General features: G+C 67.1%; 20 protein-coding genes. 14 read left to right on the top strand and 6 right to left on the bottom strand.

All coding sequences use genetic code 11. From position 1 onward, the window contains the following. Nucleotides 1–11 precede the first annotated feature (11 nt). From xylB to HPF_RS20045, 4 genes are read left to right on the top strand one after another with little or no spacing between them, the layout of a single operon-like run. A complete protein-coding gene (xylB, locus tag HPF_RS20060; protein ID WP_133157632.1) occupies nucleotides 12–1,460 on the top strand; it encodes a xylulokinase in 1,449 nt (482 codons plus the stop codon). Nucleotides 1,461–1,500: 40 nt separating this feature from the next. Beyond that, nucleotides 1,501–2,817 (top strand): xylose isomerase, encoded by a 1,317-nt coding sequence (gene xylA / locus HPF_RS20055; protein WP_133157631.1) that lies wholly within the window; start codon nucleotides 1,501–1,503, stop codon nucleotides 2,815–2,817. 25 nt (nucleotides 2,818–2,842) lie between these two features. Further along, nucleotides 2,843–3,853 carry a Gfo/Idh/MocA family protein gene (locus HPF_RS20050; protein ID WP_133157630.1) on the top strand — a complete coding sequence of 337 codons (1,011 nt, stop codon included), beginning with the start codon at nucleotides 2,843–2,845 and terminating at the stop codon, nucleotides 3,851–3,853. 48 nt (nucleotides 3,854–3,901) lie between these two features. After that, nucleotides 3,902–5,119, top strand: coding sequence for an MFS transporter (locus HPF_RS20045; RefSeq protein ID WP_133157629.1), 1,218 nt, complete (start codon nucleotides 3,902–3,904; stop codon nucleotides 5,117–5,119). Between the two features lie 103 nt (nucleotides 5,120–5,222). On the opposite strand, the gene groL is transcribed toward HPF_RS20045, so the two are convergent. Both groL and groES read right to left on the bottom strand, forming a co-directional pair. Beyond that, nucleotides 5,223–6,866 (bottom strand): chaperonin GroEL, encoded by a 1,644-nt coding sequence (gene groL, locus HPF_RS20040; protein ID WP_066152735.1) that lies wholly within the window; start codon nucleotides 6,864–6,866, stop codon nucleotides 5,223–5,225. Between the two features lie 45 nt (nucleotides 6,867–6,911). Continuing rightward, nucleotides 6,912–7,202 carry a co-chaperone GroES gene (gene groES, locus HPF_RS20035; protein WP_066152738.1) on the bottom strand — a complete coding sequence of 97 codons (291 nt, stop codon included), beginning with the start codon at nucleotides 7,200–7,202 and terminating at the stop codon, nucleotides 6,912–6,914. Nucleotides 7,203–7,526: 324 nt separating this feature from the next. Between groES and ccoG the strand changes: the two genes are divergently transcribed. From ccoG to HPF_RS20020, 3 genes are all read left to right on the top strand, one after another. Then, a complete protein-coding gene (gene ccoG, locus HPF_RS20030) occupies nucleotides 7,527–8,957 on the top strand; it encodes a cytochrome c oxidase accessory protein CcoG (protein WP_133157628.1) in 1,431 nt (476 codons plus the stop codon). Between the two features lie 157 nt (nucleotides 8,958–9,114). After that, entirely contained in the window at nucleotides 9,115–11,316 is a 2,202-nt protein-coding gene (locus HPF_RS20025) for a carotenoid biosynthesis protein (protein WP_133157627.1), read from the top strand. A gap of 50 nt (nucleotides 11,317–11,366) precedes the next feature. Then, a complete protein-coding gene (locus HPF_RS20020) occupies nucleotides 11,367–13,121 on the top strand; it encodes a sensor domain-containing diguanylate cyclase (protein WP_165961748.1) in 1,755 nt (584 codons plus the stop codon). A 21-nt stretch (nucleotides 13,122–13,142) separates the two neighbouring features. Here the strand turns inward: HPF_RS20020 and HPF_RS20015 are convergent, their stop codons facing one another. Next, nucleotides 13,143–15,221 carry a PAS domain-containing sensor histidine kinase gene (locus HPF_RS20015; RefSeq protein WP_133157626.1) on the bottom strand — a complete coding sequence of 693 codons (2,079 nt, stop codon included), beginning with the start codon at nucleotides 15,219–15,221 and terminating at the stop codon, nucleotides 13,143–13,145. Nucleotides 15,222–15,386: 165 nt separating this feature from the next. Then, nucleotides 15,387–16,565 (bottom strand): methionine adenosyltransferase, encoded by a 1,179-nt coding sequence (gene metK, locus HPF_RS20010; protein WP_133157625.1) that lies wholly within the window; start codon nucleotides 16,563–16,565, stop codon nucleotides 15,387–15,389. 139 nt (nucleotides 16,566–16,704) lie between these two features. Here metK and HPF_RS20005 point away from each other — a divergent pair, with 139 nt between their 5' ends. Next, nucleotides 16,705–17,580: a lysophospholipid acyltransferase family protein gene (locus HPF_RS20005; RefSeq protein ID WP_133157624.1), complete on the top strand. Its 876-nt coding sequence runs from the start codon at nucleotides 16,705–16,707 to the stop codon at nucleotides 17,578–17,580. Then, nucleotides 17,577–18,491, top strand: coding sequence for a lysophospholipid acyltransferase family protein (locus tag HPF_RS20000; RefSeq protein WP_084397128.1), 915 nt, complete (start codon nucleotides 17,577–17,579; stop codon nucleotides 18,489–18,491). Before HPF_RS20005 ends, HPF_RS20000 begins: the two co-directional genes overlap by 4 nt. Here HPF_RS20000 and yihA read toward each other — a convergent pair. Continuing rightward, nucleotides 18,482–19,210 (bottom strand): ribosome biogenesis GTP-binding protein YihA/YsxC, encoded by a 729-nt coding sequence (gene yihA / locus HPF_RS19995; protein WP_066152755.1) that lies wholly within the window; start codon nucleotides 19,208–19,210, stop codon nucleotides 18,482–18,484. The genes HPF_RS20000 and yihA overlap by 10 nt on opposite strands. A gap of 103 nt (nucleotides 19,211–19,313) precedes the next feature. On the opposite strand from yihA, the gene HPF_RS19990 reads away from it, so the two are divergent. The 5 genes from HPF_RS19990 (at nucleotide 19,314) to HPF_RS19970 (ending at nucleotide 25,301) form a co-directional block, all read left to right on the top strand. After that, complete coding sequence (locus HPF_RS19990; RefSeq protein WP_066152759.1) at nucleotides 19,314–19,928, top strand: c-type cytochrome; 615 nt, start codon at nucleotides 19,314–19,316, stop codon at nucleotides 19,926–19,928. Nucleotides 19,929–20,094: 166 nt separating this feature from the next. Beyond that, a complete protein-coding gene (locus HPF_RS19985) occupies nucleotides 20,095–22,236 on the top strand; it encodes a cytochrome c biogenesis protein ResB (protein WP_133157623.1) in 2,142 nt (713 codons plus the stop codon). Next, the gene (gene ccsB / locus HPF_RS19980; RefSeq protein WP_079366755.1) at nucleotides 22,233–23,597 is read left to right on the top strand and encodes a c-type cytochrome biogenesis protein CcsB; all 1,365 of its coding nucleotides are present in this window, start codon (nucleotides 22,233–22,235) and stop codon (nucleotides 23,595–23,597) included. The genes HPF_RS19985 and ccsB overlap by 4 nt, the downstream gene beginning before the upstream one ends. A gap of 61 nt (nucleotides 23,598–23,658) precedes the next feature. Next, complete coding sequence (gene msrP / locus HPF_RS19975; RefSeq protein ID WP_133157622.1) at nucleotides 23,659–24,663, top strand: protein-methionine-sulfoxide reductase catalytic subunit MsrP; 1,005 nt, start codon at nucleotides 23,659–23,661, stop codon at nucleotides 24,661–24,663. Continuing rightward, nucleotides 24,663–25,301 (top strand): protein-methionine-sulfoxide reductase heme-binding subunit MsrQ, encoded by a 639-nt coding sequence (locus tag HPF_RS19970; protein ID WP_066152767.1) that lies wholly within the window; start codon nucleotides 24,663–24,665, stop codon nucleotides 25,299–25,301. The genes msrP and HPF_RS19970 overlap by 1 nt, the downstream gene beginning before the upstream one ends. On the opposite strand, the gene lptM is transcribed toward HPF_RS19970, so the two are convergent. Next, nucleotides 25,282–25,482 carry an LPS translocon maturation chaperone LptM gene (gene lptM / locus HPF_RS19965; RefSeq protein ID WP_133158180.1) on the bottom strand — a complete coding sequence of 67 codons (201 nt, stop codon included), beginning with the start codon at nucleotides 25,480–25,482 and terminating at the stop codon, nucleotides 25,282–25,284. The genes HPF_RS19970 and lptM overlap by 20 nt on opposite strands. Nucleotides 25,483–25,492: the final 10 nt, after the last annotated feature.

The following is a 25,492-nucleotide window of genomic DNA, read 5'->3' as shown; positions in this document are numbered from 1 at the left end:
GCTTCACACACATGTACATCGGCATCGACATCGGCACCTCCGAGGTGAAGGCCCTGCTGCTGGGCCCAGACCAGCGCGTCATCGGCTCGGCCGGTTCTGCGCTCAGCGTGTCGCGGCCCCACCCGGGCCACAGCGAACAGGACCCGGCCGACTGGTGGACCGCCACCCAGGCCGCGCTGGCCGCGCTGCGGGCTGCGCACCCGGCCGAATACGCCGCGACCGAGGCCATCGGCCTGTCCGGCCAGATGCACGGCGCGGTGCTGCTGGGCGCGCAGGACCGCGTGCTGCGCCCGGCCATCCTCTGGAACGACACCCGCAGCGGGACCGAGTGCGCCGAGATGATGGCCGATCTGCCGGCGCTCAGCGACCTGGGCGGCAGCCTGGCCATGCCCGGCTTCACCGCGCCCAAGCTGCGCTGGGTGGCGCGCCACGAGCCCGAGGTGTTCCGGCAAGTGAGCAAGGTGCTGCTGCCCAAGGACCATGTGCGCCTGATGCTGACCGGCGAACACGTGAGCGACCTGTCGGACGCCAGCGGCACGCTCTGGCTGGACGTGCGGCGGCGCGACTGGTCCGACGAGCTGCTGGCCCTCACGGGGCTGACGCGCGCCCACATGCCGCGCCTGGTCGAAGGCAGCCAGGCCGGCGGCCGGCTCAAGGCCGATGTGGCGCAGGCGCTGGGCCTGCGGCCGGACACGGTGGTGGCCGGCGGCGCGGGCGACAACGCGGCCAGCGCCGTGGGCATGGGCGCGGTCGAGGCCGGCCAGGGCTTTCTCTCGCTGGGCACCAGCGGCGTGCTGTTCGTGGTGACGCCCGACTACCAGCCCAACGCGGCCAGCGCCACGCACGCCTTCTGCCACGCGGTGCCGGGCCGCTGGCACCAGATGAGCGTGATGCTCTCGGCTGCCAGCGCGCTGCAGTGGGTGTCCCACCTGCTGGGCGCCGCCAACGCGGGCGAGGTGGCCACGCGCGCCGCCGCCCTGAGCGCCAGCGACCGCGCCGCGTCCCCGCTGTTCCTGCCCTACCTGAGCGGCGAGCGCACGCCGCACAACGACGCGAAAGTGCGTGGCAGCTTCCACGGCCTGGACTTCGACACCAACGCCGCGCGCCTGGGCTACGCGGTGATGGAAGGCGTGAGCTTTGGCCTGCTGGACGGTCTGGCCGCGCTGCACGCCGCCGGCAGCACCGTCTCGCGCCTGTCGCTGGTCGGCGGGGGCGCGCGCAGCGGCTTCTGGGCCCAGATGCTGGCCAGCGCGCTGGACGTCGACATCGTCACCCACGGCGGCTCGGCCGTTGGCGGTGCGCTGGGGGCGGCCCGCCTGGGTGCGCTCGCCGTGGGCGCGCCGATGGCCTCGGTCTGCCTGCCGCCGCCGGTCGACACCGTCTACCGCCCCGACCCCGCCGAGCGCGCGCTGCTGGCGCCGCGCCACGACCTGTTCCGCAGCCTGTACCGCAGGCCCTGACGACTTCCAACGAACGACTTCACCCGAGACCGAGACCACCATGAGCACCTACTTCTCCGACATTCCCGCCATCGCCTACGAAGGCCCGCAATCGACCAACCCGCTGGCCTTCAAGTGGTACGACAAGGACCGCCTGGTGCTGGGCAAGCGCATGGAGGACCACCTGCGTTTTGCCGTCTGCTACTGGCACAGCTTCTGCTGGAACGGCTTCGACCCCTTCGGCTACGACGGCACCTTCGAGCGCCCCTGGCAGCGCGTGGCCGACCCGATGGCGGCGGCGCGCATGAAGGCCGACGCTGCGTTCGATTTCTTCTCGCGCCTGGGCGCACCCTACTACTGCTTCCACGACCGCGACGTGGCGCCCGAGGGCAGCACGCCGCGCGAGAGCGTGAACCACCTGCACGAAATGGTCGAGGTGCTGCAGGCCAAGCAGGCGCAGACCGGCATGAAGCTGCTCTGGGGCACGGCCAACCTGTTCAGCCACCGGCGCTTCATGTCGGGTGCGTCCACCAACCCCGACCCCGAGATCTTCGCGCTGGCCGCGTTGCAGGTGAAGGAGGCGATGGACGCCACGCTGAAACTCGGCGGCGAGAACTACGTGCTCTGGGGCGGCCGCGAAGGCTACGAGACCCTGCTGAACACCCGCGTCGGCCAGGAGCTGGACCAGATGGGCCGCTTCCTGAACATGGTGGTGGACTACAAGCACAAGATCGGCTTCAAGGGCACGATCCTGATCGAGCCCAAGCCGCGCGAGCCGTCCAAGCACCAGTACGACTTCGACACCGCCACGGTCTACGGCTTCCTGCAGCGCCACGGGCTGGAGAAGGAGATCAAGGTCAACATCGAGGCCAACCACGCCACGCTCTCGGGCCACAGCTTCGAGCACGAGATCGCCACCGCCATTGATCTGGGCATCTTCGGCTCCATCGACATGAACCGCGGCGACATGCAGTGCGGCTGGGACACCGACCAGTTCCCCAACAACATCCCCGAGACCGCGCTGGCGATGTACCTGATCCTGCAGGGCGGCGGCTTCACCACCGGCGGCCTGAACTTCGACGCCAAGGTGCGCCGCCAGTCCATCGACGCCGAGGACATGTTCCACGGCCACATCGGCGGCATGGACGTGTCGGCGCGCGCGCTGCTGATCGCCGAGCAGATGATCAACGACGGCGAGCTGGCGCGGCACGTCGAGGCCCGCTACGCCGGCTGGAACACCCCCTTTGGGCAAGACCTGATGGCGGGTCGTCTGGGCCTGGATCAGGTGGCCGAACGGGTGCTGGAGCGCAACCAGGACACGCGGCCGGTTTCCGGGCGGCAGGAGCTGCTGGAGAACCTGCTCAACCGCTACATCTGAGCATTGAACTGAACCGGGAGCGCGCATGAAACCTGTGGTGTGGGGCGTGCTGAGCACGGCGAAGATCGGCACCGAGAAGGTGATCCCCGAGATGCTCGCCAGCCCGCTGGTGGAACTGCGCGCGATCGCTTCGCGCAGCCTGCCGTCCGCGCAGGCGGCGGCGCAGCGGCTGGGCATCCCGCAGGCCTACGGCAGCTACGAGGAGCTGCTGGCCGACCCGGCCATCGAGGCCATCTACAACCCGCTGCCCAACCACCTGCACGTGCCGCTGACCCTGCAGGCGGCCGCGGCCGGCAAGCACGTGCTGTGCGAGAAACCGTTCGCCCTCAGCGCCGACGAGGCGCTGAGCGTGCGCGCCGCCGCGGCCACCGTGCACATCGAAGAAGCCTTCATGGTGCGCCACCACCCGCAGTGGCAGCGCGCCCGCGAACTGGTGCGCGCCGGTCGCATCGGCACGCCGCGCGCGGTGCAGGTGTTCTTCTCCTACTTCAACGACGACGGTGCCAACATCCGCAACCAGGCGGCCATCGGTGGTGGCGCGCTGTACGACATCGGCTGCTACGCGGTGCTGGCCGGTCGCTACCTGTTCGAGGCCGAGCCGCTGCGCGCGGTCTCGCTGGTCGACCGCGACCCGGCGATGGGCGTCGACCGTCTCACCAGCGCGCTGCTGGACTTCGGCGCCGGGCGGCAGGTCGGCTTCACCGTGTCGACCCAGAGCGTGCCCTTCCAGCGGGTGCAGGTGGTGGGCACGCATGGCCGCATCGAACTCTTCATCCCCTTCAACGCCGCGCGCGGCGGCCAGATGACGCTGGCGCTGGACGAGGGCGGTGCGCTGGACGGCAGCGGCGTGACGTTGGAGACCCTGCCCGCGGCCGAGCAGTACCGGCTGGAGGTGGAGGCGTTTTCGCGCCGCGTGCGCGCCGGCACTCCGCCCGACGCGTCCGGTCTCGACGAGGCGGTCGCCCAGGCCCGGGTGATCGACGCGCTGTGGCAGTCCGAGCGCAGCGGGCGCTGGGAACCGGTGGTCCGCGACTGAGCCTGCGGCCCCCGGTGCCGCCTCGGGGGGCGTGCTAGCCTGCGCCCCATGTCCGACCTGCTGTCCCATCCGTCCTTCGTCCGCTTCTGGTGTGCCCGTGTGGCGGCGGTGGCCGGCACCCAGATGCTGATGCTGACCATCGGCTGGCACATGTACGAGCTGACGGCCAGCGCCTGGGACCTCGGGCTGGTCGGGCTGTTCCAGTTCGCTCCCGCGCTGGCCATGACGCTGCCCGCCGGCCATACCGCCGACCGCCACCACCGCGCCCGCATCGTGGCGCTGTGCCTGTCCGCACAGGCCATGGTTGCGCTGCTGCTGGTGGCCGGTACGCTGGCGCACGCGGTCTCGCGCGAGTGGCTGCTGGCACTGTCAGCCCTGCTTGGGGCGATCCGCCCGTTCCAGATGTCGGCCCAGCAGGCGCTGCTGCCGTCCCTGGTGCCGGCGCCGCTGCTGGCGCGTGCCACTGCGGTCACGTCCACCGGCACGCAGGCGGCCGTCATCGGCGGGCCGGCCCTGGGTGGGCTGATCTTTGCGGTGAACCTGAACGCGGTCTACATCGTCTGCACCGTGCTGTTCCTCGGCGCGGCGCTGGCCTGCCTGTGGGTGCGCTACGAGCGCCAGCCGGTGCCGCGCGAGCCGGTCAATGCGCAGACGCTGCTGGCCGGGGTGCGCTATGTCTGGGGCCACCCGGTGCTGCTCGGGGCGGTGTCGCTGGACCTGTTCGCGGTGCTGCTGGGCGGGGCGACCGCGCTGCTGCCGATCTTCGCCAAGGAGATCCTGCACGTCGGCCCCGAAGGTCTGGGCCTGCTGCGTTCGGCGCCGGCGGTGGGCGCGCTGGCGGCCGGGCTGGTGCTCTCGCACGTCGCGCTGGAACGGCGCGTCGGCCGCAAGCTGCTGGTGTCGGTGGCCGTGTTCGGCCTGTGCATGGTGGTGTTCGGTCTGTCCACCTCGTTCTGGCTGTCGCTGCTGGCGCTGGCGGTGTCCGGCGCGGCCGACATGGTCAGCGTGGTCATCCGCCAGACTCTGGTGCAGCTGGAAACGCCGGACCAGATGCGGGGCCGCGTGGCGGCCGTCAACACGCTCTTCATCGGCGCCAGCAACCAGCTCGGCGAGTTCGAGTCGGGCGTGACGGCCGCGGCCTTCGGTCCGGTGGGCTCGGTGGTGCTGGGCGGGCTGGGCACCATCGGCATCAGCCTGGCGTGGTGGCGCCTGTTCCGGCCACTGGCGATGCGCGATGCGCTGGCCGGTCCGCAGCGGGTGGCCTGAACGCTGCCGACCCCACGGCGGGGCCCAACAAAAAAGCCCCGCAAGTCGCCTTGCGGGGCTTTTGTTGGGCAGGGGGCCGAAGCCCCCGGGCCGGGTCAGTGCATTACATGCCCATGCCCATGCCGCCCATGTCGCCCATGCCGCCACCGGGCATGGCGGGTGCGTCGTCCTTGGGGGACTCGGCAACCATGCACTCGGTCGTCAGCATCAGGGACGCCACGGAGGCGGCGTTCTGCAGCGCGGTGCGGGTCACCTTGGTCGGGTCCAGGATACCCATTTCGATCATGTCGCCGTAGGTGTCGTTGGCGGCGTTGAAACCGAAGTTGCCCTTGCCTTCCAACACCTTGTTGATCACGACGGAGGGCTCGCCACCGGCGTTGGCCACGATTTCGCGCAGCGGGGCTTCGATGGCCTTGAGGACCAGCTTGATGCCAGCGTCCTGGTCGGCGTTGTCACCCTTGATGGCGCCAGCGGCTTGCTTGGCGCGCAGCAGGGCCACGCCACCACCGGCGACGATGCCTTCTTCCACGGCAGCGCGGGTGGCGTGCAGGGCGTCTTCCACGCGGGCCTTCTTTTCCTTCATCTCGACTTCGGTGGCGGCACCGACCTTGATGACGGCCACGCCGCCGGCCAGCTTGGCCACGCGCTCTTGCAGCTTCTCGCGGTCGTAGTCGCTGGTGGCTTCTTCGATCTGCACGCGGATTTGCTTCACGCGGGCTTCGATGTCAGCGGCAGCGCCGGCGCCGTCGATGATGGTGGTGTTTTCCTTGCCCACTTCGATGCGCTTGGCCTGGCCCAGATCGGCCAGGGTCACCTTCTCGAGGGTCAGGCCGACTTCTTCGGCGATGACCTTGCCGCCCGTCAGGATGGCGATGTCTTCCAGCATGGCCTTGCGGCGGTCGCCGAAGCCAGGAGCCTTCACAGCCACAACCTTCAGGATGCCGCGGATGGTGTTGACCACCAGGGTCGCCAGGGCTTCGCCTTCGACGTCTTCGGCAATGATCAGCAGCGGACGGCCGGCCTTGGCCACGGCTTCCAGCGTGGGCAGCAGGTCACGGATGTTGCTGATCTTCTTGTCGAACAGCAGGACAAACGGGTTGTCCAGCAGGGCGGCCTGCTTCTCGGGGTTGTTGATGAAGTAGGGCGACAGGTAGCCGCGGTCGAACTGCATGCCTTCCACGACATCCAGCTCGTTCTGCAGGGACTTGCCGTCTTCCACGGTGATCACGCCTTCCTTGCCGACCTTGTCCATCGCGTTGGCGATGATCTCGCCGATGGAGGTGTCGCTGTTGGCGGAGATGGAGCCGACCTGGGCGATTTCCTTGCTGGTGGTGGTGGGCTTGGAGGCCTTCTTCAGCTCGGCGATCAGGGACTCGACGGCACGGTCGATACCGCGCTTGAGGTCCATCGGGTTCATGCCGGCGGCCACGTACTTCATGCCTTCGCGCACGATGGCCTGGGCCAGCACGGTGGCGGTGGTGGTGCCGTCACCAGCGTTGTCCGAAGTCTTGGAAGCAACTTCCTTGACCATCTGGGCGCCCATGTTCTGGAGCTTGTCCTTGAGTTCGATTTCCTTGGCCACGGACACGCCGTCCTTGGTCACGGTGGGGGCGCCGAAGGAGCGCTCGAGCACCACGTTGCGACCCTTGGGGCCCAGGGTGGTCTTGACCGCGTTGGCCAGGACGTTCACGCCTTCAACCATGCGGGCGCGGGCTTCGCCGCCGAAAATGACGTCTTTTGCTGCCATGTTGATTTCTCCGGATTCAGTAAATGGGGATGGATGAGGGGCGAATTACTTCTCGACGACCGCGAACAGGTCGTCTTCCTTCATGACCAGCAGTTCGTTGCCATCGACCTTGACGGTCTGGCCGCTGTACTTGCCGAACAGAACGCGGTCACCGACCTTGACGTTCATGGCGGACAGTTCGCCCTTGTCGTTTTTCTTGCCGGGACCGACGGCCAGGACTTCGCCCTGATCGGGCTTCTCTGCGGCGGCGTCGGGGATGACGATGCCGGAGGCGGTCTTGGTTTCGCTGTCAATGCGCTTGACGATCACGCGATCGGCGAGAGGACGAAGGTTCATTGCATCTCCTGAAATGGATCAAATGTTGGGGGTCAGATGGGCGGGGCCACTGGCCATGGGGCTGGGCCCCGCGGATCGACTGGGAGTCGGGTGTTAGCACTCAACTCCAGCGAGTGCTAATCATAAGGGCCGGTCCTGCCCATTTCAAGTGCGTCCCCGGAAATTCCAGGCTGCCAGATGATCTGCCATATTGGCAGCCATTGGCGGAGTGGCAGTGTTTCGCAGAGACTTGGCCGATGGCAAGTGCCTGAATTCAAAGAATTTTTTGTCTGGCACGGTTCTTGGAAAGTGGCAGGCATCGGCAGACTTTCCCCCACCCTCACCATGTCCACCACCACTGCAGCCACCGCCGCACCGGCGGCCAGTCCCGAGCCGGACGCCGTTGAAATCTCCCTGTACGAGTCGCGCCGGAAGATCCAGACACGTTCGGTCAGCGGCACCTTCACCCACCTGCGCTGGGCCGCGGTCTGGTTCACCCAGATCCTGTTCTATGCGCTGCCCTGGTTCAACTGGAACGGGCGCCAGGCGGTGCTGTTCGACCTGCTCTCGCGCCGCTTCTACCTGGGTGGTCTGGTGCTGTACCCGCAGGACTTCATCTACCTCACCGGCCTGCTGGTGATGTCGGCGCTGTCGCTGTTCCTGTTCACCGCGGTGGCCGGGCGCCTGTGGTGCGGCTACGCCTGCCCGCAGACGGTCTACACCGAGATCTTCATGTGGATCGAGAAGAAGATCGAGGGCGACCGCGCGGCCCGCATCCGGCTGGACGACGCGCCCATGAGCGGCGCCAAGTTCGCGCGCCGTGGTGCCAAGCACCTGGCCTGGGTGCTGTTCGCGCTGTGGACCGGTTTCACCTTCGTCGGCTACTTCACGCCGATCCGCGCCCAGACCGCCGAGGTGCTGGCGGGCACCATGGGTGCCTGGCAGACCTTCTGGATCTTCTTCTACGGCTTCGCCACCTACGGCAACGCGGGCTTCATGCGCGAGCAGGTCTGCAAGTACATGTGCCCCTATGCCCGCTTCCAGAGCGCGATGTTCGACAAGGACACCTTGATCGTGACCTACGACGCCGCCCGCGGCGAACCGCGCGGCTCGCGCGGCAAGAAGGTCGATCCGAAGGAAAAGGGCCTGGGTTCGTGTGTGGACTGCACGCTGTGCGTGCAGGTCTGCCCCACCGGCATCGACATCCGCAAGGGCCTGCAGTACGAGTGCATCGGCTGCGGCGCCTGCGCCGACGTGTGCGACGAGGTGATGGACAAGTTCGGCTACGCCCGCGGCCTGGTCAAGTACTCGACCCAGAACGCCATGACCGGCGGCTGGGACAAGGCACAGACGATCCGCCGCGCGCTGCGCCCGCGCGTGCTGGTGTACTCGACCATCCTGGCCGCCATTGCGGTGGCGGTGGGCGTGAGCCTGTACCTGCGCGTGCCGATGAAGGTGGACGTGATCCGCGACCGTGGCGCGCTCGCCCGCATGGTCGACCAGGGGCGGATCGAGAACGTCTACCGCCTGCAGATCATGAACGCCACCGAGGAGCGGCAGCTGATCCGGCTGGCGGTGGAGGGCATGGAGGGCATCGCGCTCGCCTCGGAGCCGGTGGTGGATGTGCTGCCGACCGAGGTGCGCACGCTGGCCGTGCGGGTGCAGGTGCCCCCGGGCGCCGCGAGCGGCTCGCACCCCATCGTGTTCCGGCTGCAGTCGAGCACCGACGAGGCGATCCGGCTGGACGAGAAGACCACCTTCCTCGTGCCACGCTGACGGCGCCTGCGTGCGGGGCGGGGGAACCCGCGCGGGTATCGCGCCGTGCTTGCGGTCACAATGCCGGCCCAGGGGAGTGTCCAAGCAATGAAAGCCGTTGGCTGTGGCCCCTTCTTTTGCCCTCACTTCCTCCGCCCCATCTGTTCTTGACCGCGCCGTGTTCCAGGCGGCGGCCGCTGGCACGGCGCTGCTGCTGATCTGGACCGCCTGGCACTACCCCGGCCTCACCCTGGCCCTGGTGGTTTCGTGCGCCGTGATGTTCTGGGTCTGCGCCTGGTCGGCCACCCGGCTGCTGGGCTACCGGCGGACGCGCGCACTGATGCTGCTGGCCCTGGGCCTGGGCTGGTTTGCCGAGCAGATGGGCTCCTCGCGCGGCTGGTTCTTCGGCCGCTACACCTACACCGAGGTGCTCGGCCCGCGCCTGGGCGACGTGCCGATCGCCATTCCCCTCATGTGGTTCGCGCTGGCGCTGATCGGCTACGTGATGGCCTCGCTGATGCTCTGGCGCCAGCCGGTCCACGCGAATCCAGGTTTCCGCAGTGGCCTGCTGACGGCCTGGCTGGCGGCGATGGTGATCACCGCCTTCGACCTGGGCGCCGACCCGTACTTCGTGTTTGTGCTCAAGGCCTGGATCATGCAGAAGACCGACGGCGGCTGGTTCGGCGAGACCCTGCAGGGCTTTGCCGGCTGGATGGCGGTGTCGCTGCTGATCGTTGGCAGCTTCCAGGCGCTGGCCGCGCCGCGCCGCTCGCCACCGCCCGCGGATGGCCTGCCGCTGGCGGTGCTGGTGCCCATCCTCATCTACGCCAGCGGGCTGGTGTTCCAGGTGCTGCTGGGCCACCCCATCGAGGTGCGGGCCATCGCCTTCTTTGCGATGGGTCTGCCGGTGGTCGTGGCCTGGGCCGTCTGGCGCCAGTGGTCCCACCCGCACCAGCGCGCCGCCCGTGCGCGTCCGCTGGCCGGGCTGGATCTGGCCGCCCAGTCGATGCAGGCCGACCCGACAGCGGACGACACCATCACCGCCCTGATCGGCCGGCGCACGGGCGACAGCGCGGTCACGGGGGAGGGGGCGACCCGCCTGGCGCAGGCCAACCAGCTGATGTCGGCCTGGACCCACAACGCCGCGCTGGACCCGGGCTGGGCAGCGGGCCACCAGGCCGACCCCGAGGTGGCGGCCGCGCTGGAGGCCTATGTGGCCGAGGCCCGGGCGCTGCCCGACTGGGCCGACACGGGCAAGATCGCACGGGCCGAGGCGATCTTCATGGAACACGGCCCGCTGTCCTGCACCCTGCTGTTCTGCTCCAGCCTGCCCGAGTGCTACGTGATGCCGCAGCTGGCCGAGGTGCTGCACATCGCCGGCCAGCTGGAACAGCACACCGAACACCGCATCCGCCAGACCGCGGCCATGGTGTTCCCGGTGATGATGAAGGGTGGCCTGACCGACCCCGAGGGCTCGGGCGTGGCCCAGGTGCTCAAGGTGCGGCTGATCCACGCCACGATCCGGCACCTGATCCTGCGCGGCGACCCGCAGAAGGTGCGTGGTCGCGTGCTGCCGCAGTTGCTGGCGGGCGCCGACCGCAGCATGCACCGCGCACTCGCCGCGCACGGCTGGGACGTCGACGCCCAGGGCCTGCCCTGCAACCAGATCGAACTGGCCTACACCCTGCTGACCTTCAGCTACTCCTTCCTCAAGGGCATGCGCACCCTCGGGCTGGGCCTGCCGCGCGAGGACGAGGAGGCCTACCTGCACGCCTGGAACGTGATGGGCCATGTGCTGGGCGTGCGCCGGGAGCTGATGGCCCGGACCATGGACGAGGCGGCGGCGCTGTTCGACGTGCTGCAGGCCCAGGCTCCGCTGCTACCGGGCCAGGCCGATCCGCGGCCGCCGCTGGGCCGGGCGCTCGTGGCGGCCATGGCGCATTCGATCCGCGTGCCGGTGCTGCGCGGGTTGCCGGTGCCGCTGACGCGCTGGCTGATCGGTCCCGAGACGGCCACCCGCATCGGCATCGACGAGCACGTCTCATGGGCCACGCGGCTGGTGTTCCAGGTCGGGCGCCTGCTGGTGGGCGTGACAGACGGTGTCGTCGGCCTGGTGGTGCCCGGCTTCTCGCTGTCCCGGCTGTTCACCCGCGCCGTCGGCTACCACCTGCTCACCCGCTTCCTGATGAACCAGACCCGGCCCCTGGCGCTGCCGGACCGGGTGCTCAATCCCATGGGCGAGCTGATCGCCGGCTGGAGCCACGACCCGCTCGCGCCAGGCTGGGTGAACCGGCTGGAAGACCGGCTGACGACCACCGGCGACTGGCACCGGCGACCGCTTCGAGGCGTTCACGCGACAGATGGCGCCAAGGCCGGATGAGTGGCGTGAAAGTTGTAACAGCTGCGCGGTGCAGCCGCTACGATCCGGCCATGCCGTCCAGCGCCACTGCCCGCCTCCGCTCCAGCTTCCATGCCTGTTGGCGCATGGTGTTGCTGGGACTGCTGGCGCTGGCCGCGCTGCTGCCCCTGACGGCCCGGGCCGACAAGGTGCCGGGCGAGGGCGACATCACCCTGTCCACGCGGTTCTGGATCGACTCCTCCGGCAGCGCCACGGTGGACCAGGTCGCCGCCGAGTCCCCGGGCACCTGGGAGGCGATGGACCACTACCGGTCCTTCGAGCTCGGTTCGTCGGCGCTGTGGGTCCGCATCGAGCCTGGCCAGCTGGACTCCCGGCGGCGCTGGTACCTGATGCTGACCGCGGCCGCCTTCACCAACGATGCCCGCCTCTACACCCGCGGGGCGGACGGTGGATGGACCGAGCAGCGTGCGGGCGACCACCTGCCGGTGGCCCAGTGGAGCCACCCCGACCAGACGCCGGTGTTTTCGGTCGATCCCCTGCTCACCGAACCACTGTGGCTGCGGCTGGCCAACGCGCCGGCGCCCACCAGCCCTCGGCTGCAGCTGCTGACCGAAGAGAACCTGCAGTCCAAGCGCTACACCACCTTCCTGTTCATCGGCGGCTACCTCGGGTTCGGGCTGCTGGTGCTGTTCCTGGGCTGGGTCCACGTCCGGCTCTATGGTGACCGGGCCTTTGTCGCCTACTGTTTCTACGTGGCGTCCATGCTGGGCTTCCAGGCCTCGTTCACTGGTATCGGGGGGCTGTTCTTCTGGCCCCACTGGGCCGTGTGGAACGATCTGGCGCCGTCGTTCTTCATGCTCTGGCTCACCGGCTCGGGCATCTGGTTCGTGCGCGAGGCCTGTGCGGTGCCACGCCATTCCCGGGGTGTCGACCGCTTCGTGGTGGCCTGGTCGCTGTTCGGCGTGGTCTATTCCCTGGTCTACGCGGCCCTGCTGTCGCCGCTGGCATTCAAGCTGCTCAACCTCTACGGCCTGCTGTCGGTGGTGCTGAGCATTGCGCTCTGCCTCTGGACCTGGCGCCGGGGCGAAACCTACGCCGGCTGGCTCTTCCTGGGCTTCCTGCCGGTCCACCTGGGGTACCCGTTCCCGGCGCTGCGCAGTGCCGGCGTGCTGCCCGACAGCCTGGCGACACAGTACGGGGTGCTGATCGGCTCGGCGATCGAGATCCCCCTGCTGCTGTACATCCTGCACCGGCGGGCCAAGGACTTCAGCGAGAACCGGGCGCGGCTGCGGGCGATGGAGAGCACCGACCCGCTGACGGGGCTGACGATCGCGCCGGTGCTGCGCCTGCGCCTGCGCGACGCGCTCAAGCGGGCGCGCCGTTCGGGGCATCGCTGCGGTGTGATGCTGGTGGAGCTGTCCAACCATGCGGACATCGTGGCGCGCGAAGGGCGCGAGGCCGGTGACCGGGCGCTGGTGGTGGCGGCGTCGCGCCTGAGCGGCGTGGTGCGCGACGTGGACACGGTGTGCCGCATCTCGGACACCCGCTTCGCCATGCTGATCGAAGGTCCGCAGAAGCCCGAGCTGCTCAAGCTGCTGGGCCAGCACGTGGTGGCCAAGGGGCTGGAGAAGGTGCCCAACCTGCCCGTCGAACTGCCGCTGCGCTTCCGCCTGGTCTCCAGCACCCCGCCGGACGACAAGGATTCGCTGGAGGATGCACTCAGCGACGAACGCCTGCTGGCGCGCCTGAACCGGGCGCTGGACCGCCTCTCCGACGATCCGCGCAAGGTGGTGTTGCACCTCTCTCAGCCGCCGCTGCAGGTCTGAGCCCGGCGGCGGGCCGGTTGCTCAGACCGTCAGGTCGGCCATCGACGACTTCGGAAAGTCCATCTCCGGCTCGGGCCCCTCGAACGGCAGCGTGAAGTAGAAGGTGCAGCCCTCGCCGGGCGCGCTTTCGGCCCAGATGCGGCCGCCGTGGCGCTCGATGATGCGCTGTGACAGGGCCAGGCCGGTGCCCGTGCCCTCGAAGTCCATCGAGTGGTGCTGGCGCTGGAACATCACGAACAGGTTGTGCGCCTTTTCCAGGTCGAAGCCGACGCCGTTGTCGTGCACGTAGAAGGTGCGGCCACCCACGGGGTTGATCTTCCAGCCGATCTCGATGTGGGCCTTCTCGCGCGGCCGCGTGTACTTGACCGAATTGTTCAGCAGGTTGCCGAAGGCCTGGGCCAGCAGCATGGCGTCGCCGCGCACCACCGGCAGGTCGTCCTCGACCACCCATTCGATGGTCCGGCCCTGACTCTCCTGTTTCAGGTGCGAGATCAGCCCCTCCAGCAGCGGTGCCAGCGGCACCGGCTGTGCCTCGATGGCCACGCGGCCGAGGCGGGCGTATTCCAGCAGGCCTTCGATCATGAGGCTCATGCGCTTGCTGGCCTTGTTGATCGAGTTGAGGTACTGCTGCGCGATCGGGTCGTTGACCTCGCCCAGCTGCTCCTGCAGCAGGGTGACAAAGCTGCTGATGTGGCGCAGCGGCGCGCGCAGGTCGTGCGAGACCATGTGCGAGAACACGTCCAGGTCCTTGTTGGCCGCCACCAGCTGCTGGGTGCGTTCGGCCACGCGCTTTTCCAGTTCCTTGTTGAGGTCGTTCATCACGTCCTCCAGGCTCTTGGCGGCGGTCATGTCGCGGGTGATGCAGGACAGCCCCTGCAGCTCGCCTGCCTCGTTGCGCAGCGCGGTCAGCACCGTGTGCGCCCAGAAGCGCGAGCCGTCGTCGCGCAGGCGCCAGCCGCGGGTTTCCCACTGGCCATGGGCCGTGGCCAGGCGCAGCACCTGCGCCGGGTCGACCTCGTCCTCACCGGCGTTGTCCACCGCCAGCAGCCGCAGGTAGGGTTTGCCGATCATCTGGGTGCGGGTGAAACCGTGCAGGCGCTGGGCGCTTTCCGTCCATTCGGTGACGGCGCCGGACTCGTCGACGAAGTAGATGCAGTGGTCCTGGATGGCGTCGACCATCAGGCGGTAGCGCTGCTCGCTCTGGAACAGCTCGGCGGTGCGTTCGCGCACGCGCTCTTCGAGGTCGCGGTTGGCCTCCAGCACGAACTCCTCGGTGCGGCGGCGATCGGTGATGTCGTGCAGCTCAATGAAGATGCCTTCGACGGTGCCCAGCTGGAAGTCGGGGATGTAGTGGATTTCGTAGAAGCTGCGCGATCCGTCTGCTTCGGTGCGCTCGGACTCGAAGGTCTGCTTCTGGCCGTTGAGGGCGTCGGCCACGTGCGGCAGGATGTCCGGCAACTGCTCGGGATCCACCAGCTGGCTGAGGTGCGCGCCTACCATTTCTCCGACCAGCCGGCCGCTGCGCGCCGCATGGGCGGTGTTGGCAAAGCGGCAGATCAGGTCCTTGTCGTAGTAAGCCAGGTGCGTCGGGATGCGGTCGGTGATGCTGCGCAGGAAGGCGTCGTGCGCCGCCAGCCGCTGCTCGGCGGCCTTGCGCTCGCTGATGTCGGTGATCGTGGTGTTGCTGTAGAGGAAGCGGCCCTGCTCATCGACCACCGCGGTCGAGGAGCACAGGGCGTGGAAGCGGGAACCGTCCTTGCGGCGAATCTCAAGTTCCAGCGGATCGGTGCGGCCTGTATCGATCAGGTTCTGCATGCGGACACGCATGAGCGCCACCCACTCCGGCTCCAGCAGCGAGGCCAGGTCGCGATGCTGGCCGAGCAGTTCTTCGCGCTCGTAACCCAGCCAGTCCAGCAGGGTGCGGTTGAGGTTGACGAAACGCAGGTCGGCATCCAGCGACAAGTAGCCGCAGGGGGCCTGGTCATACAGTGACTGGGCGCGCTCCAGGGCGATCTTGAGCTCCTGCGTGCGCAAAGCCACCAGGCGTTCAAGTTCGGGACTGGCGTTGTCGGTCCGATCCGGGCAGACAGGGGTTTCCATGGTTCCAGGCTCCAGGTCGTGGCGTTGCAATAGGCATGGGTTGCCGTTCAGCCCGTATCGGCGGCCGGACGGAAAACTTCAGGCATTGTGGACCTGTGACCCGCTGCTTGGAACCATAAAAAAGCCCCGCGATGCGGGGCTTTTGTCCAGAGGAAGGCAAAGGACTTACAGACCGGCGGCAGCGCGCAGCGCCTCCACCTTGTCGGTGCGTTCCCAGCTGAACTCCGGTTCCTCGCGGCCGAAGTGGCCGTAGGCGGCGGTCTTCTCGTAGATCGGGCGAAGCAGGTCCAGCATCTGGATGATGCCCTTCGGACGCAGGTCGAACACCTCGGCCACGATGGCGCTGAGCTTCTCGTCGCTGATCTTGCCGGTGCCTTCGGTGTACACCGTGATGTTCATCGGCTTGGCCACACCAATGGCGTAGGCCACCTGCACCTGGCACTGGCGCGCCAGGCCTGCGGCGACCACGTTCTTGGCCACATAGCGCGCGGCGTAGGCGGCGGAACGGTCGACCTTGGACGGGTCCTTGCCCGAGAAGGCGCCGCCACCGTGCGGGCAGGCGCCGCCGTAGGTGTCGACGATGATCTTGCGACCGGTGAGGCCGCAGTCCCCCTGCGGGCCGCCGACGACGAAGCGGCCGGTCGGGTTGATCAGGTAGCGGGTGTTCTGCAGCCATTCCTTGGGCAGCACCGGCTTGATGATCTCTTCGATGATGGCCTCGTTGAACTCGGGCTTCATCTTGTCGCCCAGGCTCCACTCGGGCGCGTGCTGGCTGGACAGCACCACGGTGTCGATGCTGTGCGGCTTGCCGTCCACGTAGCGCATGGTGACCTGGCTCTTGGCGTCCGGACGCAGGAAGGGCAGCTTGCCGTTCTTGCGCAACTGGGCCTGGCGCTCGACCAGGCGGTGGGCGTAGTAGATCGGCGCGGGCATCAGCTCGGGCGTCTCGTCGCAGGCGTAGCCGAACATCAGGCCCTGGTCACCGGCGCCGGTGTTCAGGTGGTCGTCGGACGCGTGGTCCACGCCCTGGGCGATGTCGTTGGACTGCTTGTCGTAGCAGACCATGACCGCGCAGCCCTTGTAGTCGATGCCGTATTCGGTGTTGTCGTAGCCGATGCGCTTGATGGTGTCGCGCGCCACCTGGATGTAGTCGACATGGGCGTTGGTGGTGATTTCACCCGCCAGCACCACCAGGCCCGTGTTGCACAGGGTCTCGGCGGCCACGCGAGAACGCGGGTCCTGCTTGAAGATTGCGTCGAGGATGGCGTCCGAGATCTGGTCGGCGACCTTGTCGGGGTGGCCTTCGGAGACGGATTCGGACGTGAAGAGGAAGTCGTTCGCCATATAAACTCCAGAGTGTTTGAACCGGCGTTGCCGGTCTTTCTGGGTTCGGCGAACGCTTTAGCGGCATTTGTGAATCGCCCCGCAATTAGTTCAATAACTCGGCGATGGGCGGATTTTACGCCCATCCGGTTCTAAAGCTTTGTATCCACTTCTGTTCCGGTTTCTGTCGCGCCTGCCGCTTCCGCTGCTGCATGGCCTCGGTTGGCTGTTGGGCTGGCTGAGCTTCGCTTTGTCGGGCCGCTACCGGCGCACCTTGTTCGCCCACGCTGAGCAGGCCGGTTTTCCCCGTTCGGTGGCGCTCGCGTCGGTGGCCGAGGCTGGCAAGATGGTCACCGAGCTGCCGCGCCTGTGGCTGGGCGCTCCTGTGCATCTGGAGTGGGAAGGCCGTGAGCTCATCGAGCAGGCCATCGCCGAGGGCAATGGCGTCCTGTTCCTGACGCCGCACCTCGGGTGCTTCGAAGTCACCGCGCAGTTGTTCGCCCAGCATTTTGGCGACCGCATGCCGGTGACCGTGCTGTACCGCCCGGCGCGCCAGCCCTGGCTGCGCGAGATCATGGAGCAGGCGCGCAGCCGGCCCGGCCTGCTGACCGCTCCGACCACGCTCGCGGGGGTCAAGCAGCTGATCAAGGCGCTCAAGCAACGCCAGGGGGTGGGGCTCTTGCCCGACCAGGTGCCGCCCGAAGGGCAGGGGGTCTGGGCACCTTTCTTCGGCCGTGACGCCTACACCATGACCCTCTCGGCCCGGCTGGCGCTGACGGCGGGGGCCCGCGTGTTGCTCATCTGGGGTGAGCGACTCTCCTGGGGGCGCGGCTACCGGGTGCGCCTGCGGCCCTTCCGTCCGGAAGCGGGTGGACAGCTGTCGTCCGACCCACAGGAAGCGGCGCACCAGATCAATCTCGCCATGGAGTCCCTGGTGCGGGAGTGTCCGGCCCAGTACCTGTGGTCGTACGAACGCTACAAGGCGCCGTCCGGCATCAGCCATGCGGCACGGCTGGAGGCAGAGCGCACCTCATGACGGCCTCCACAACACCTTCGCGCGGCCCTTTGCTGAAAACCTTGCTGAGCCTGGCGGTGCTGGGCATGTTGCGCATCACCCGGCATCTGCCGCTGTCCTGGCTGCGGGCTCTGGGTGCGGTGCTGGGCTGGTTGCTGTATGCCCTGGTCGGCCGTCGCCGCCGCATCGCAGAAATCAACCTTGCGCTCTGTTTCCCGCAACATGACGCTGCCCAGCGCCGGCGCATGGTGCGCCAACATTTCGTGCTGTTTGCCCAGGCCTGGTTGGACCGGGGCTGGCTGTGGGAGGGGAGCGCAGAGCAGGTCCGCAGCCGCCTGCGCCTGCGTGGTGCGGTGCACGAGCTGCAGAGCACGGCCCCGACGCTGCTGTTTGCGCCGCATTTTGTCGGCATGGACGCGGGCTGGATCGGGCTGACGGCCCATGTGGAGCGGCGCTTCTGTGGCTTGTATGCACGCCAGCGCAACCCGGTGATGGACCAGTGGATGGCCGAAGGCCGGCGCCGCTTCGGCGAGCCGCACATCGTGGCCAAGAGTGCGGGGCTAAAAGCCCTGGTGAGCGCGTTGCGGGCCGGGGAGCCGCTGTACCTGCTGCCCGACATGGACTACGGGCCTCGCGATTCTGTGTTCGTGCCGTTTTATGGGGTGACGGCGGCGACGATTCCCTCGCTCTCGCGCTTTGCGCGCATGGGCGGTGCTCGCGTGCTGCCCATCCTGAGCCGCCTGACGCCGGAGGGCTACGACATCACGGTGCTGCCACCCTGGCAGGACTTTCCGACCGAGGACGTGGTGGCCGACACCGCGCGCATGAACCGGCTGCTGCAGGAGTGGATCGACGAAACACCCGAGCAGTACTACTGGGTGCACAAGCGCTTCAAGACCCGACCGGCGGGTGAAGCCTCGTTCTATCGCTGAGCGTCGTCGGAGTCATCGGCGCCTTCGTCCGCAGCCGGGGGCGCGGCGGGCGCTTCATGGGCCCAGTTCCAGAGCAGCAGCGCGACTTCGTCCAGGCCCTGCTTTTTGAGCGCCGAGAACAGCCGGACCTCGCCGCCGCCAGCCTGCAGCTTCGCGATCGACAGCGCCTTGTTGGCTTCCGCCCGGTTGAGCTTGTCGGCCTTGGTCAGCAACACCAGAAACTTCAGACCGTCCTCGACGCGAGGGCGGATGATCTCCAGCAGGGCCTCGTCCAGCTCGGTCAGTCCCAGGCGCGGGTCGCACAGCAGCACCACCGCACGCAGGTTTTCCCGCGTGACGAGGTAGTTGGCCATCACGCGCTGCCAGCGCAGCTTGGCTTCCTTGGGCACAGCGGCGTAGCCATAGCCCGGAAGATCGGCCAGCACCGCATCGGTGACGCCCTGCTTGCCCAGTGCGAACAGGTTGATGCTCTGCGTGCGGCCCGGCGTCTTGGATGCGAAAGCCAGGCGCTTTTGCTGGGTCAGCGTGTTGATCGAAGTCGACTTGCCGGCGTTGGAGCGGCCGACGAAGGCGATTTCCGGCAGATCCAGGGCCGGCAGATGCTCCAGCTGTGGCGCGGTGGTCAGGAATCGCGCCGTGTGCAGCCAGCTGTGTGCGATCTTGGGGTCCGGGCGTGTGGGGCGCGGGGCGGTGGAGGAGGTGGTGGGGGTGTGGGTCATCAGGGGTATTACCAATGGGCCATTGTAAAATCCCCCGGTTGTCTTCTGTTTCCCTGCGAATTCCAATCAACCCGACGCCGTCCCTGCGACGACAGCCCCAGACATGAAATTGCCTGCATCACTTCTTTGCGCCGCCGCAGCGGCCGTCCTGTCGTTCAGCGCTCATGCTCAGACCGCCAAGCCCGACCTTGCCAAGGGCGCTGCCCTGTACGGCCAGGTGTGCGTCGCCTGTCACGCGGCCGATGGCAACTCGACCACGCCCGCCAACCCCAAGATCGCCCGCCAGCATCCCGAGTACCTGGTCAAGCAGCTGCAGGAGTTCAAGTCGGGCAAGCGCGACAACGCGGTGATGAAGGGGTTTGCTTCTGCCCTGTCCGATGAGGACATGCGCAACATCGCCTACTGGCTGGCCGACCAGAAGGCGACCACCGGGTTCGCCACTGAAAAGGACCTGGTCCGCGCCGGTGAACGCATCTACCGCGGCGGCATCCCCGACCGCCAGATCGCCGCCTGTGCCGGCTGCCACGGCCCCACCGGGTCCGGCATCCCCGCTCAGTACCCGCGCCTGTCGGGTCAGCACGCCGAGTACACCCGCACCCAGCTCAACGCGTTCCGCGCTGGTGCCCGCAACAACAACGCCCAGATGACCGGCGTCGCTGCCAAGATGAACGACATGGAAATCAAGGCCGTGTCGGATTACATCGCCGGCCTGCGTTGACAGGAACACCCCCGAGGTCTCGGGGGTGATATAAGCGACCAATAATATTTGGCGAGAAAATGCGGGTGCGATTGCATGCCGGTTGAACCGCCAGCCCACTGACGACTCACAACAGGGTGTGTTCTGGCTGTTCCGGAACCGCCCTGTTTCTGTTTTCGACGCTTTCATGACCGCTTCCACCCAAGGTTTCCAGCTCCGATCCGGTTCCCGTGTGCTTGGCAACATGGTGGAGCTGCTGTCGTCGATGCGGTTCGCGATCTCGCTGCTGACGGTCATCTGCATCGCTTCGGTGATCGGCACCGTGGTCAAGCAGCACGAACCGCTGAACAACTATGTCAACCAGTTCGGTCCGTTCTGGGCCGAGGTGTTTGGCAAGGCCGGTCTGTTCACGGTCTACAGCGTCTGGTGGTTCCTGCTGATCCTGGCGTTTCTGGTGATCAGCACCTCCCTGTGCATCTTTCGCAACACCCCCAAGATCTTTGCCGACTTCAAGGCCTTCAAGGAGAACATCCGCGAGCAGAGCCTGAAGTCCTTTCCGCACCGGGCGGAAAGCAGGCTGGCAGAGCCGCCGGAAGCGGCTGCGCACCGGGTGGGCCAGACGCTGCTGGCTTCCGGGTGGCGGGTGAAGTTGCAGTCGCGCGCGCTGTCGGATGGGCAGGGCTGGATGGTCGCCGCCAAGAAGGGCACGGCCAACAAGATCGGCTATCTGGCCGCGCACAGCGCCATTGTCCTGGTGTGCATCGGCGGCCTCCTGGACGGTGACCTGATCGTCCGCGCCCAGATGTGGTTCAACGGCAAGAGCTCGTTCAGCGGCGGCGGCATGATCGCCGACGTGCCCGCACAGCACCGCCTCTCGCCGTCCAACCCGACCTTCCGCGGCAACCTGCTGGTGACCGAAGGCACGAGCTCGTCGACCGCCATCCTCAGCCAGTCCGATGGGGTCCTGCTGCAGGATCTGCCGTTCTCGGTCGAGCTCAAGAAGTTCATTGTCGAGTACTACGACACCGGCATGCCCAAGCTGTTCGCGAGCGACATCGTGATCCACGACCACGAGACGGGTGAAAAGAAACCGGCGCGGGTCGAGGTCAACCACCCGGCCAGCCACCGCGGCATCAACATCTACCAGTCCAGCTTCGACGACGGTGGCTCGAAGGTGAGCCTGCAGGCCTACCCGATGGGGGCGGTGGTCGCTCCGTTCGAGATTTCGGGTGTGATCGGCGGTTCGTCCTCGCTCACCAATGGCGACAGCAAACTGACCCTGGAATACACCGGGCTTCGGGTCATCAACGTCGAGAACTTCAGCCAGGATGACAGCGCTGCCACCGATGTGCGAAAGGTCGACCTGCGCGAGTCGATCGAGAGCCGGCTGGGTTCGGGCCACAAGACGGTCACTGAAAAGAAGCTGCGCAACGTCGGTCCCAGCATCACCTACAAGCTGCGCGACGCGGCTGGTCAGGCGGTCGAGTTCCACAACTACATGCTGCCGATGGAGCTGGACGGCGCCCGGGTCTATCTGATGGGCGCCCGCGAAACCCCGTCCGAGCCGATGCGCTATTTGCGCGTTCCGGTGGATGACAAGGACGGCATCGAAGGCTTTGTGCGCCTGCGCTCGGCGCTGGCCGATCCGGCGATGCGGGCCCAGGCGGTCAAGCGATATGCTGCGCTGGCTGTCGAGCCCGACAAGCCAGAGCTCAGCCAGGCGCTGGAGGCTTCGGCGCAACGGGCCATCAGCCTGTTTTCCGGTGCCGAGAAGCTGCCGCCTGCCAAGGACGTGCCCCCCGGGACGGACGCCGAGATCCGTGGCGGTCTCCCGGCGGTTTCTGCATTCCTTGAATCCAATGTGCCCGAGGCCGAGCGCGAACGCGCCAGCGAGGTGCTGGTGCGCATCCTCAACGGCACGCTGTTCGAGCTGGCCCAGCTGGGCCGTGAGAAGGCGGGCCTGGCGCCGTTGCCCCGGGACGACGCCACCCAACAGTTCATGTCGCGCGCGGTGCTGAGCTTGAGCGACAGCTTCTACTACCCGGCGCCGATGACCTTCCAGCTCAAGGATTTCCAGCATGTGCAGGCCAGCGTGTTCCAGGTGGCCCGTGCACCCGGCCAGACCATCGTCTACCTGGGCTGCGTGTTGCTGATCCTCGGCGTGTTTGCGATGCTGTATGTGCGTGAACGGCGCGTCTGGATCTGGCTCGCACCGCGTGCGGATGGCCACAGCCAGGCGTCCATGGCCCTGTCGTCCAACCGCAAGACGATGGAGTCGGACCAGGAGTTCGACCAGTTGAAGACCCAATTGCTGAAGGTGAATGCATGAACACCGCAACCCAGACCTTTGAACTGAAGAACAACCGGCAGGGCACGGGCCTTGGTCCGGGTTTTCTGGCGAGCCGCACGGCGTGGGACTGGCTGTTCGCCGCCCTGGTGATCGGTGGCGCCGCCTGGGCTTTTGTGCGCTACGACGCCGCGATGGACATCTACGAAAAGTGGATCCTGGTGGGGGCCGCCCCGGTGCTGATCTGGCTGGGCTGGTTCTGGCGCCCGATGAGCCGGCTGATGGCGGTGGTTGCGGCCCTGTCCTTGCTGGCGATCTGGCTGTACTTGCCGCCCGAGGGAGGTGCCGCCGTGCTGGCGCGCGCCGACACGGTGTTCCTGCTGAAGTACTTCATCTCCAGCCAGTCGGCGATCCTGTGGATGAGCATGCTGTTCTTCATGAGCACGGCGTTCTACTGGGTGGGCATGTTCTCGCGCGACGGCAGCACGTTCGAGACTCTGGGCTCGCGCCTGGCCTGGGTGGCGGTGACGCTGGCCCTGGTCGGCACCATGGTGCGCTGGTTCGAGAGCCACCAGATTGGCCCGGACATCGGTCACATCCCGGTCAGCAACCTCTACGAGGTGTTTGTGCTGTTCTGCTGGATGACCGCAGCCTTTTATCTGTACTACGAAGACCAGTACAAGACGCGCGCGATGGGCGCCTTCGTGATGCTGGTGGTCAGTGCCGCGGTCGGTTTCCTGCTCTGGTACACGGTGGTGCGCGAAGCCCACCAGATCCAGCCCCTCGTTCCGGCGCTCAAGAGCTGGTGGATGAAACTGCATGTGCCGGCCAACTTCATCGGCTACGGCACCTTCGCGATTTCGGCCATGCTGGCCTTTGCCTACCTGATCAAGCAGAGCGCCAGCGAAACCCGCTGGTACAAGCTGGCACCGCTGTTCATCCTCGGCGTGGTGCTGTGTTTTGAACCCATCGTGTTCCGCCAGGGGGCGACCGAGAAGGGCGGCAGCTACTGGTTCATCTATTTCGGCATTTCGGCCCTGATCGTAGGAGGCATCCTGGCGGTGCGTGGTCGCATTGCAGCGCGCCTGCCCAGCTTCGAGGTGCTGGACGACGTGATGTACAAGGCGATCGCAGTCGGCTTCGCCTTCTTCACCATCGCCACGGTGCTTGGCGCCTTCTGGGCCGCCGAGGCCTGGGGTGGTTATTGGAGCTGGGACCCCAAGGAAACCTGGGCCCTGATCGTTTGGCTGAACTACGCGGCGTGGCTGCACATGCGCCTGATGAAGGGCCTGCGCGGCACGGTCGCGGCCTGGTGGGCCCTGGTCGGCCTGGCCGTGACGACGTTCGCGTTCCTGGGTGTGAACATGTTCCTGTCGGGGCTTCACAGCTACGGCGAACTCTGATTGCCGAACTTGTAAGAAACTGGCGGCTCCCACGACGGATGTCCATCCTCAGGAGCACGCCATGATCATCCGGTCCACCGACAACGGTTTCCAGCACCCCCTTTCCAGCGAGATCACGCCACGCGACGCATACCTTGGGCGCCGTGAATGGATGCGGCGCATGGCGCTCGGTGCCGGCGGCGCAGCCCTCACTGCGTGGGCATCGCGCGATGCGCTCGCGCAGGCGGCGGTGACTCGGTCCGGCAAGCTGCTGCCTCTGCCGTCGGTGCGGTCCACGGTGGCGGGTGCCCAAGCCCCCGACAAGCTAACCAGCTACGAGCACGCGAGCACCTACAACAATTTTTACGAGTTCGGCACAGACAAATCCGACCCGGCGGCGTATGCAAAGACGCTGAAACCACGGCCCTGGACGGTGTCGGTCGAGGGGCTGGTCAACAAACCGCGGACGTTCGGTATCGACGATCTGATGAAGCTGTCACCGATGGAGGAGCGTGTCTACCGTCTGCGCTGCGTCGAGGGCTGGTCGATGGTGATTCCCTGGGTGGGCTTTTCGCTGGCCGAGCTGATCCGCCAAGTGGAGCCCCAAGGCAGCGCCAAGTACGTCGAGTTCGTGACCTTGGCCGATCGCAACACGATGCCCGGTGTCACCTCCAATGTGCTGCTCTGGCCCTATGTGGAGGGCCTGCGCATGGACGAGGCCCGCCACCCGCTGACCCTCCTGGCTTTTGGCATGTATGGCGAGGTGTTGCCGAATCAGAACGGCGCGCCGGTGCGGTTGGTCGTGCCGTGGAAATACGGTTTCAAGAGCGGCAAGTCGCTGGTGAAGATCCGGTTCGTGGAAAAAGAGCCGAAGACGGCTTGGAACATTGCCGCGCCGCAGGAGTACGGCTTCTATTCGAACGTGAACCCCGACGTGCCGCACCCCCGCTGGAGTCAGGCCACCGAACGCCGCATCGGCGATGAGGGCGGTCTCCTGGCCAAGCGACGGAAGACCGAGCGTTTCAACGGCTATGAAGCGCAGGTCGGCTCAATGTACGCGGGCATGGACCTCAAGAAGTTCTACTGATGCGCTGGCTAGGCCATCCGGCGGTCAAGCCGGTGGTGTTTGTGTTGTGGCTGTTGCCGGCGGCATGGCTGGTGTGGGCGGCTTTCAATGACCGGCTCGGTGCCAATCCGGCCGAAGCGCTGATCCGTTCGCTGGGCGACTGGAGCCTGCGCGCGTTGGTGCTGGTGTTGCTGGTCACACCGCTGCGCGTGGGGATGGGCTGGCCACAGCTGGCACGGTTGCGCCGCATGCTGGGTCTGTTCGTGTTCTTCTACGCCAGCCTGCATTGGCTGGCCTATGCCTGGTTTGACATGGGCTTCGTGTGGCGGGACATCGTGGCCGACGTGCCCAAGCGACCCTTCATCCTGGTCGGGACACTGGGCTGGTTGCTGTTGCTGGTGCTGGCGGCCACGTCGTTCAACCGGGCCATCCGCTGGCTTGGTGCTGCCCGCTGGCAAGCCCTGCACCGCTCGGTCTATGCCGTCGCCGCACTGGCGGTGCTTCACTTCTTCTGGATGAGGGCTGGCAAGCAGGACTTTGCGGAGGTCGCGGTGTACGCAGCCATTCTTGGCGGCCTGCTGGGATGGCGTCTGTGGCGCTGGCTCAAGCGCCCCATGCGAAACGGCGCGGTGGGAATGGTCAGCGCGCGGGATCGGTAGCGGGTTCAGCTGGCGGGGCCGGGGCCGCATTGTTGGCGGGATTCGTGGGAGCTGGTTTTGCCGGAGTCGATGCGGATGCCTTCGGGGCGGGCATGTAGAGCGGGCCCTTTTGGCCGCAGCCCGTGATTGCTGTCGACGCGACCAGCAAGGCTACCGCAGACCAGGCACTGCAACGGAACATACGGCCACCT

The organism is Hydrogenophaga pseudoflava (genome assembly GCF_004353865.1).
GTDB classification, from domain to species: Bacteria; Pseudomonadota; Gammaproteobacteria; order Burkholderiales; family Burkholderiaceae_C; genus Hydrogenophaga; species Hydrogenophaga pseudoflava.
This window is presented reverse-complemented; position numbering and strand designations above follow the sequence as displayed.

Coding starts and splice junctions, on each gene's coding strand:
- HPF_RS20020 (WP_165961748.1), top strand. CDS start 11,367: ATGCCGTCCAGCGCCACTGCCCGCCTCCGCTCCAGCTTCCATGCCTGT.
- metK (WP_133157625.1), bottom strand. CDS start 16,565: ATGGCGAACGACTTCCTCTTCACGTCCGAATCCGTCTCCGAAGGCCAC.
- ccoG (WP_133157628.1), top strand. CDS start 7,527: ATGTCCACCACCACTGCAGCCACCGCCGCACCGGCGGCCAGTCCCGAG.
- groES (WP_066152738.1), bottom strand. CDS start 7,202: ATGAACCTTCGTCCTCTCGCCGATCGCGTGATCGTCAAGCGCATTGAC.
- xylB (WP_133157632.1), top strand. CDS start 12: ATGTACATCGGCATCGACATCGGCACCTCCGAGGTGAAGGCCCTGCTG.
- xylA (WP_133157631.1), top strand. CDS start 1,501: ATGAGCACCTACTTCTCCGACATTCCCGCCATCGCCTACGAAGGCCCG.
- HPF_RS20015 (WP_133157626.1), bottom strand. CDS start 15,221: ATGGAAACCCCTGTCTGCCCGGATCGGACCGACAACGCCAGTCCCGAA.
- msrP (WP_133157622.1), top strand. CDS start 23,659: ATGATCATCCGGTCCACCGACAACGGTTTCCAGCACCCCCTTTCCAGC.
- ccsB (WP_079366755.1), top strand. CDS start 22,233: ATGAACACCGCAACCCAGACCTTTGAACTGAAGAACAACCGGCAGGGC.
- HPF_RS20050 (WP_133157630.1), top strand. CDS start 2,843: ATGAAACCTGTGGTGTGGGGCGTGCTGAGCACGGCGAAGATCGGCACC.
- lptM (WP_133158180.1), bottom strand. CDS start 25,482: ATGTTCCGTTGCAGTGCCTGGTCTGCGGTAGCCTTGCTGGTCGCGTCG.
- HPF_RS19970 (WP_066152767.1), top strand. CDS start 24,663: ATGCGCTGGCTAGGCCATCCGGCGGTCAAGCCGGTGGTGTTTGTGTTG.
- HPF_RS19990 (WP_066152759.1), top strand. CDS start 19,314: ATGAAATTGCCTGCATCACTTCTTTGCGCCGCCGCAGCGGCCGTCCTG.
- HPF_RS20000 (WP_084397128.1), top strand. CDS start 17,577: ATGACGGCCTCCACAACACCTTCGCGCGGCCCTTTGCTGAAAACCTTG.
- groL (WP_066152735.1), bottom strand. CDS start 6,866: ATGGCAGCAAAAGACGTCATTTTCGGCGGCGAAGCCCGCGCCCGCATG.
- yihA (WP_066152755.1), bottom strand. CDS start 19,210: ATGACCCACACCCCCACCACCTCCTCCACCGCCCCGCGCCCCACACGC.
- HPF_RS19985 (WP_133157623.1), top strand. CDS start 20,095: ATGACCGCTTCCACCCAAGGTTTCCAGCTCCGATCCGGTTCCCGTGTG.
- HPF_RS20045 (WP_133157629.1), top strand. CDS start 3,902: ATGTCCGACCTGCTGTCCCATCCGTCCTTCGTCCGCTTCTGGTGTGCC.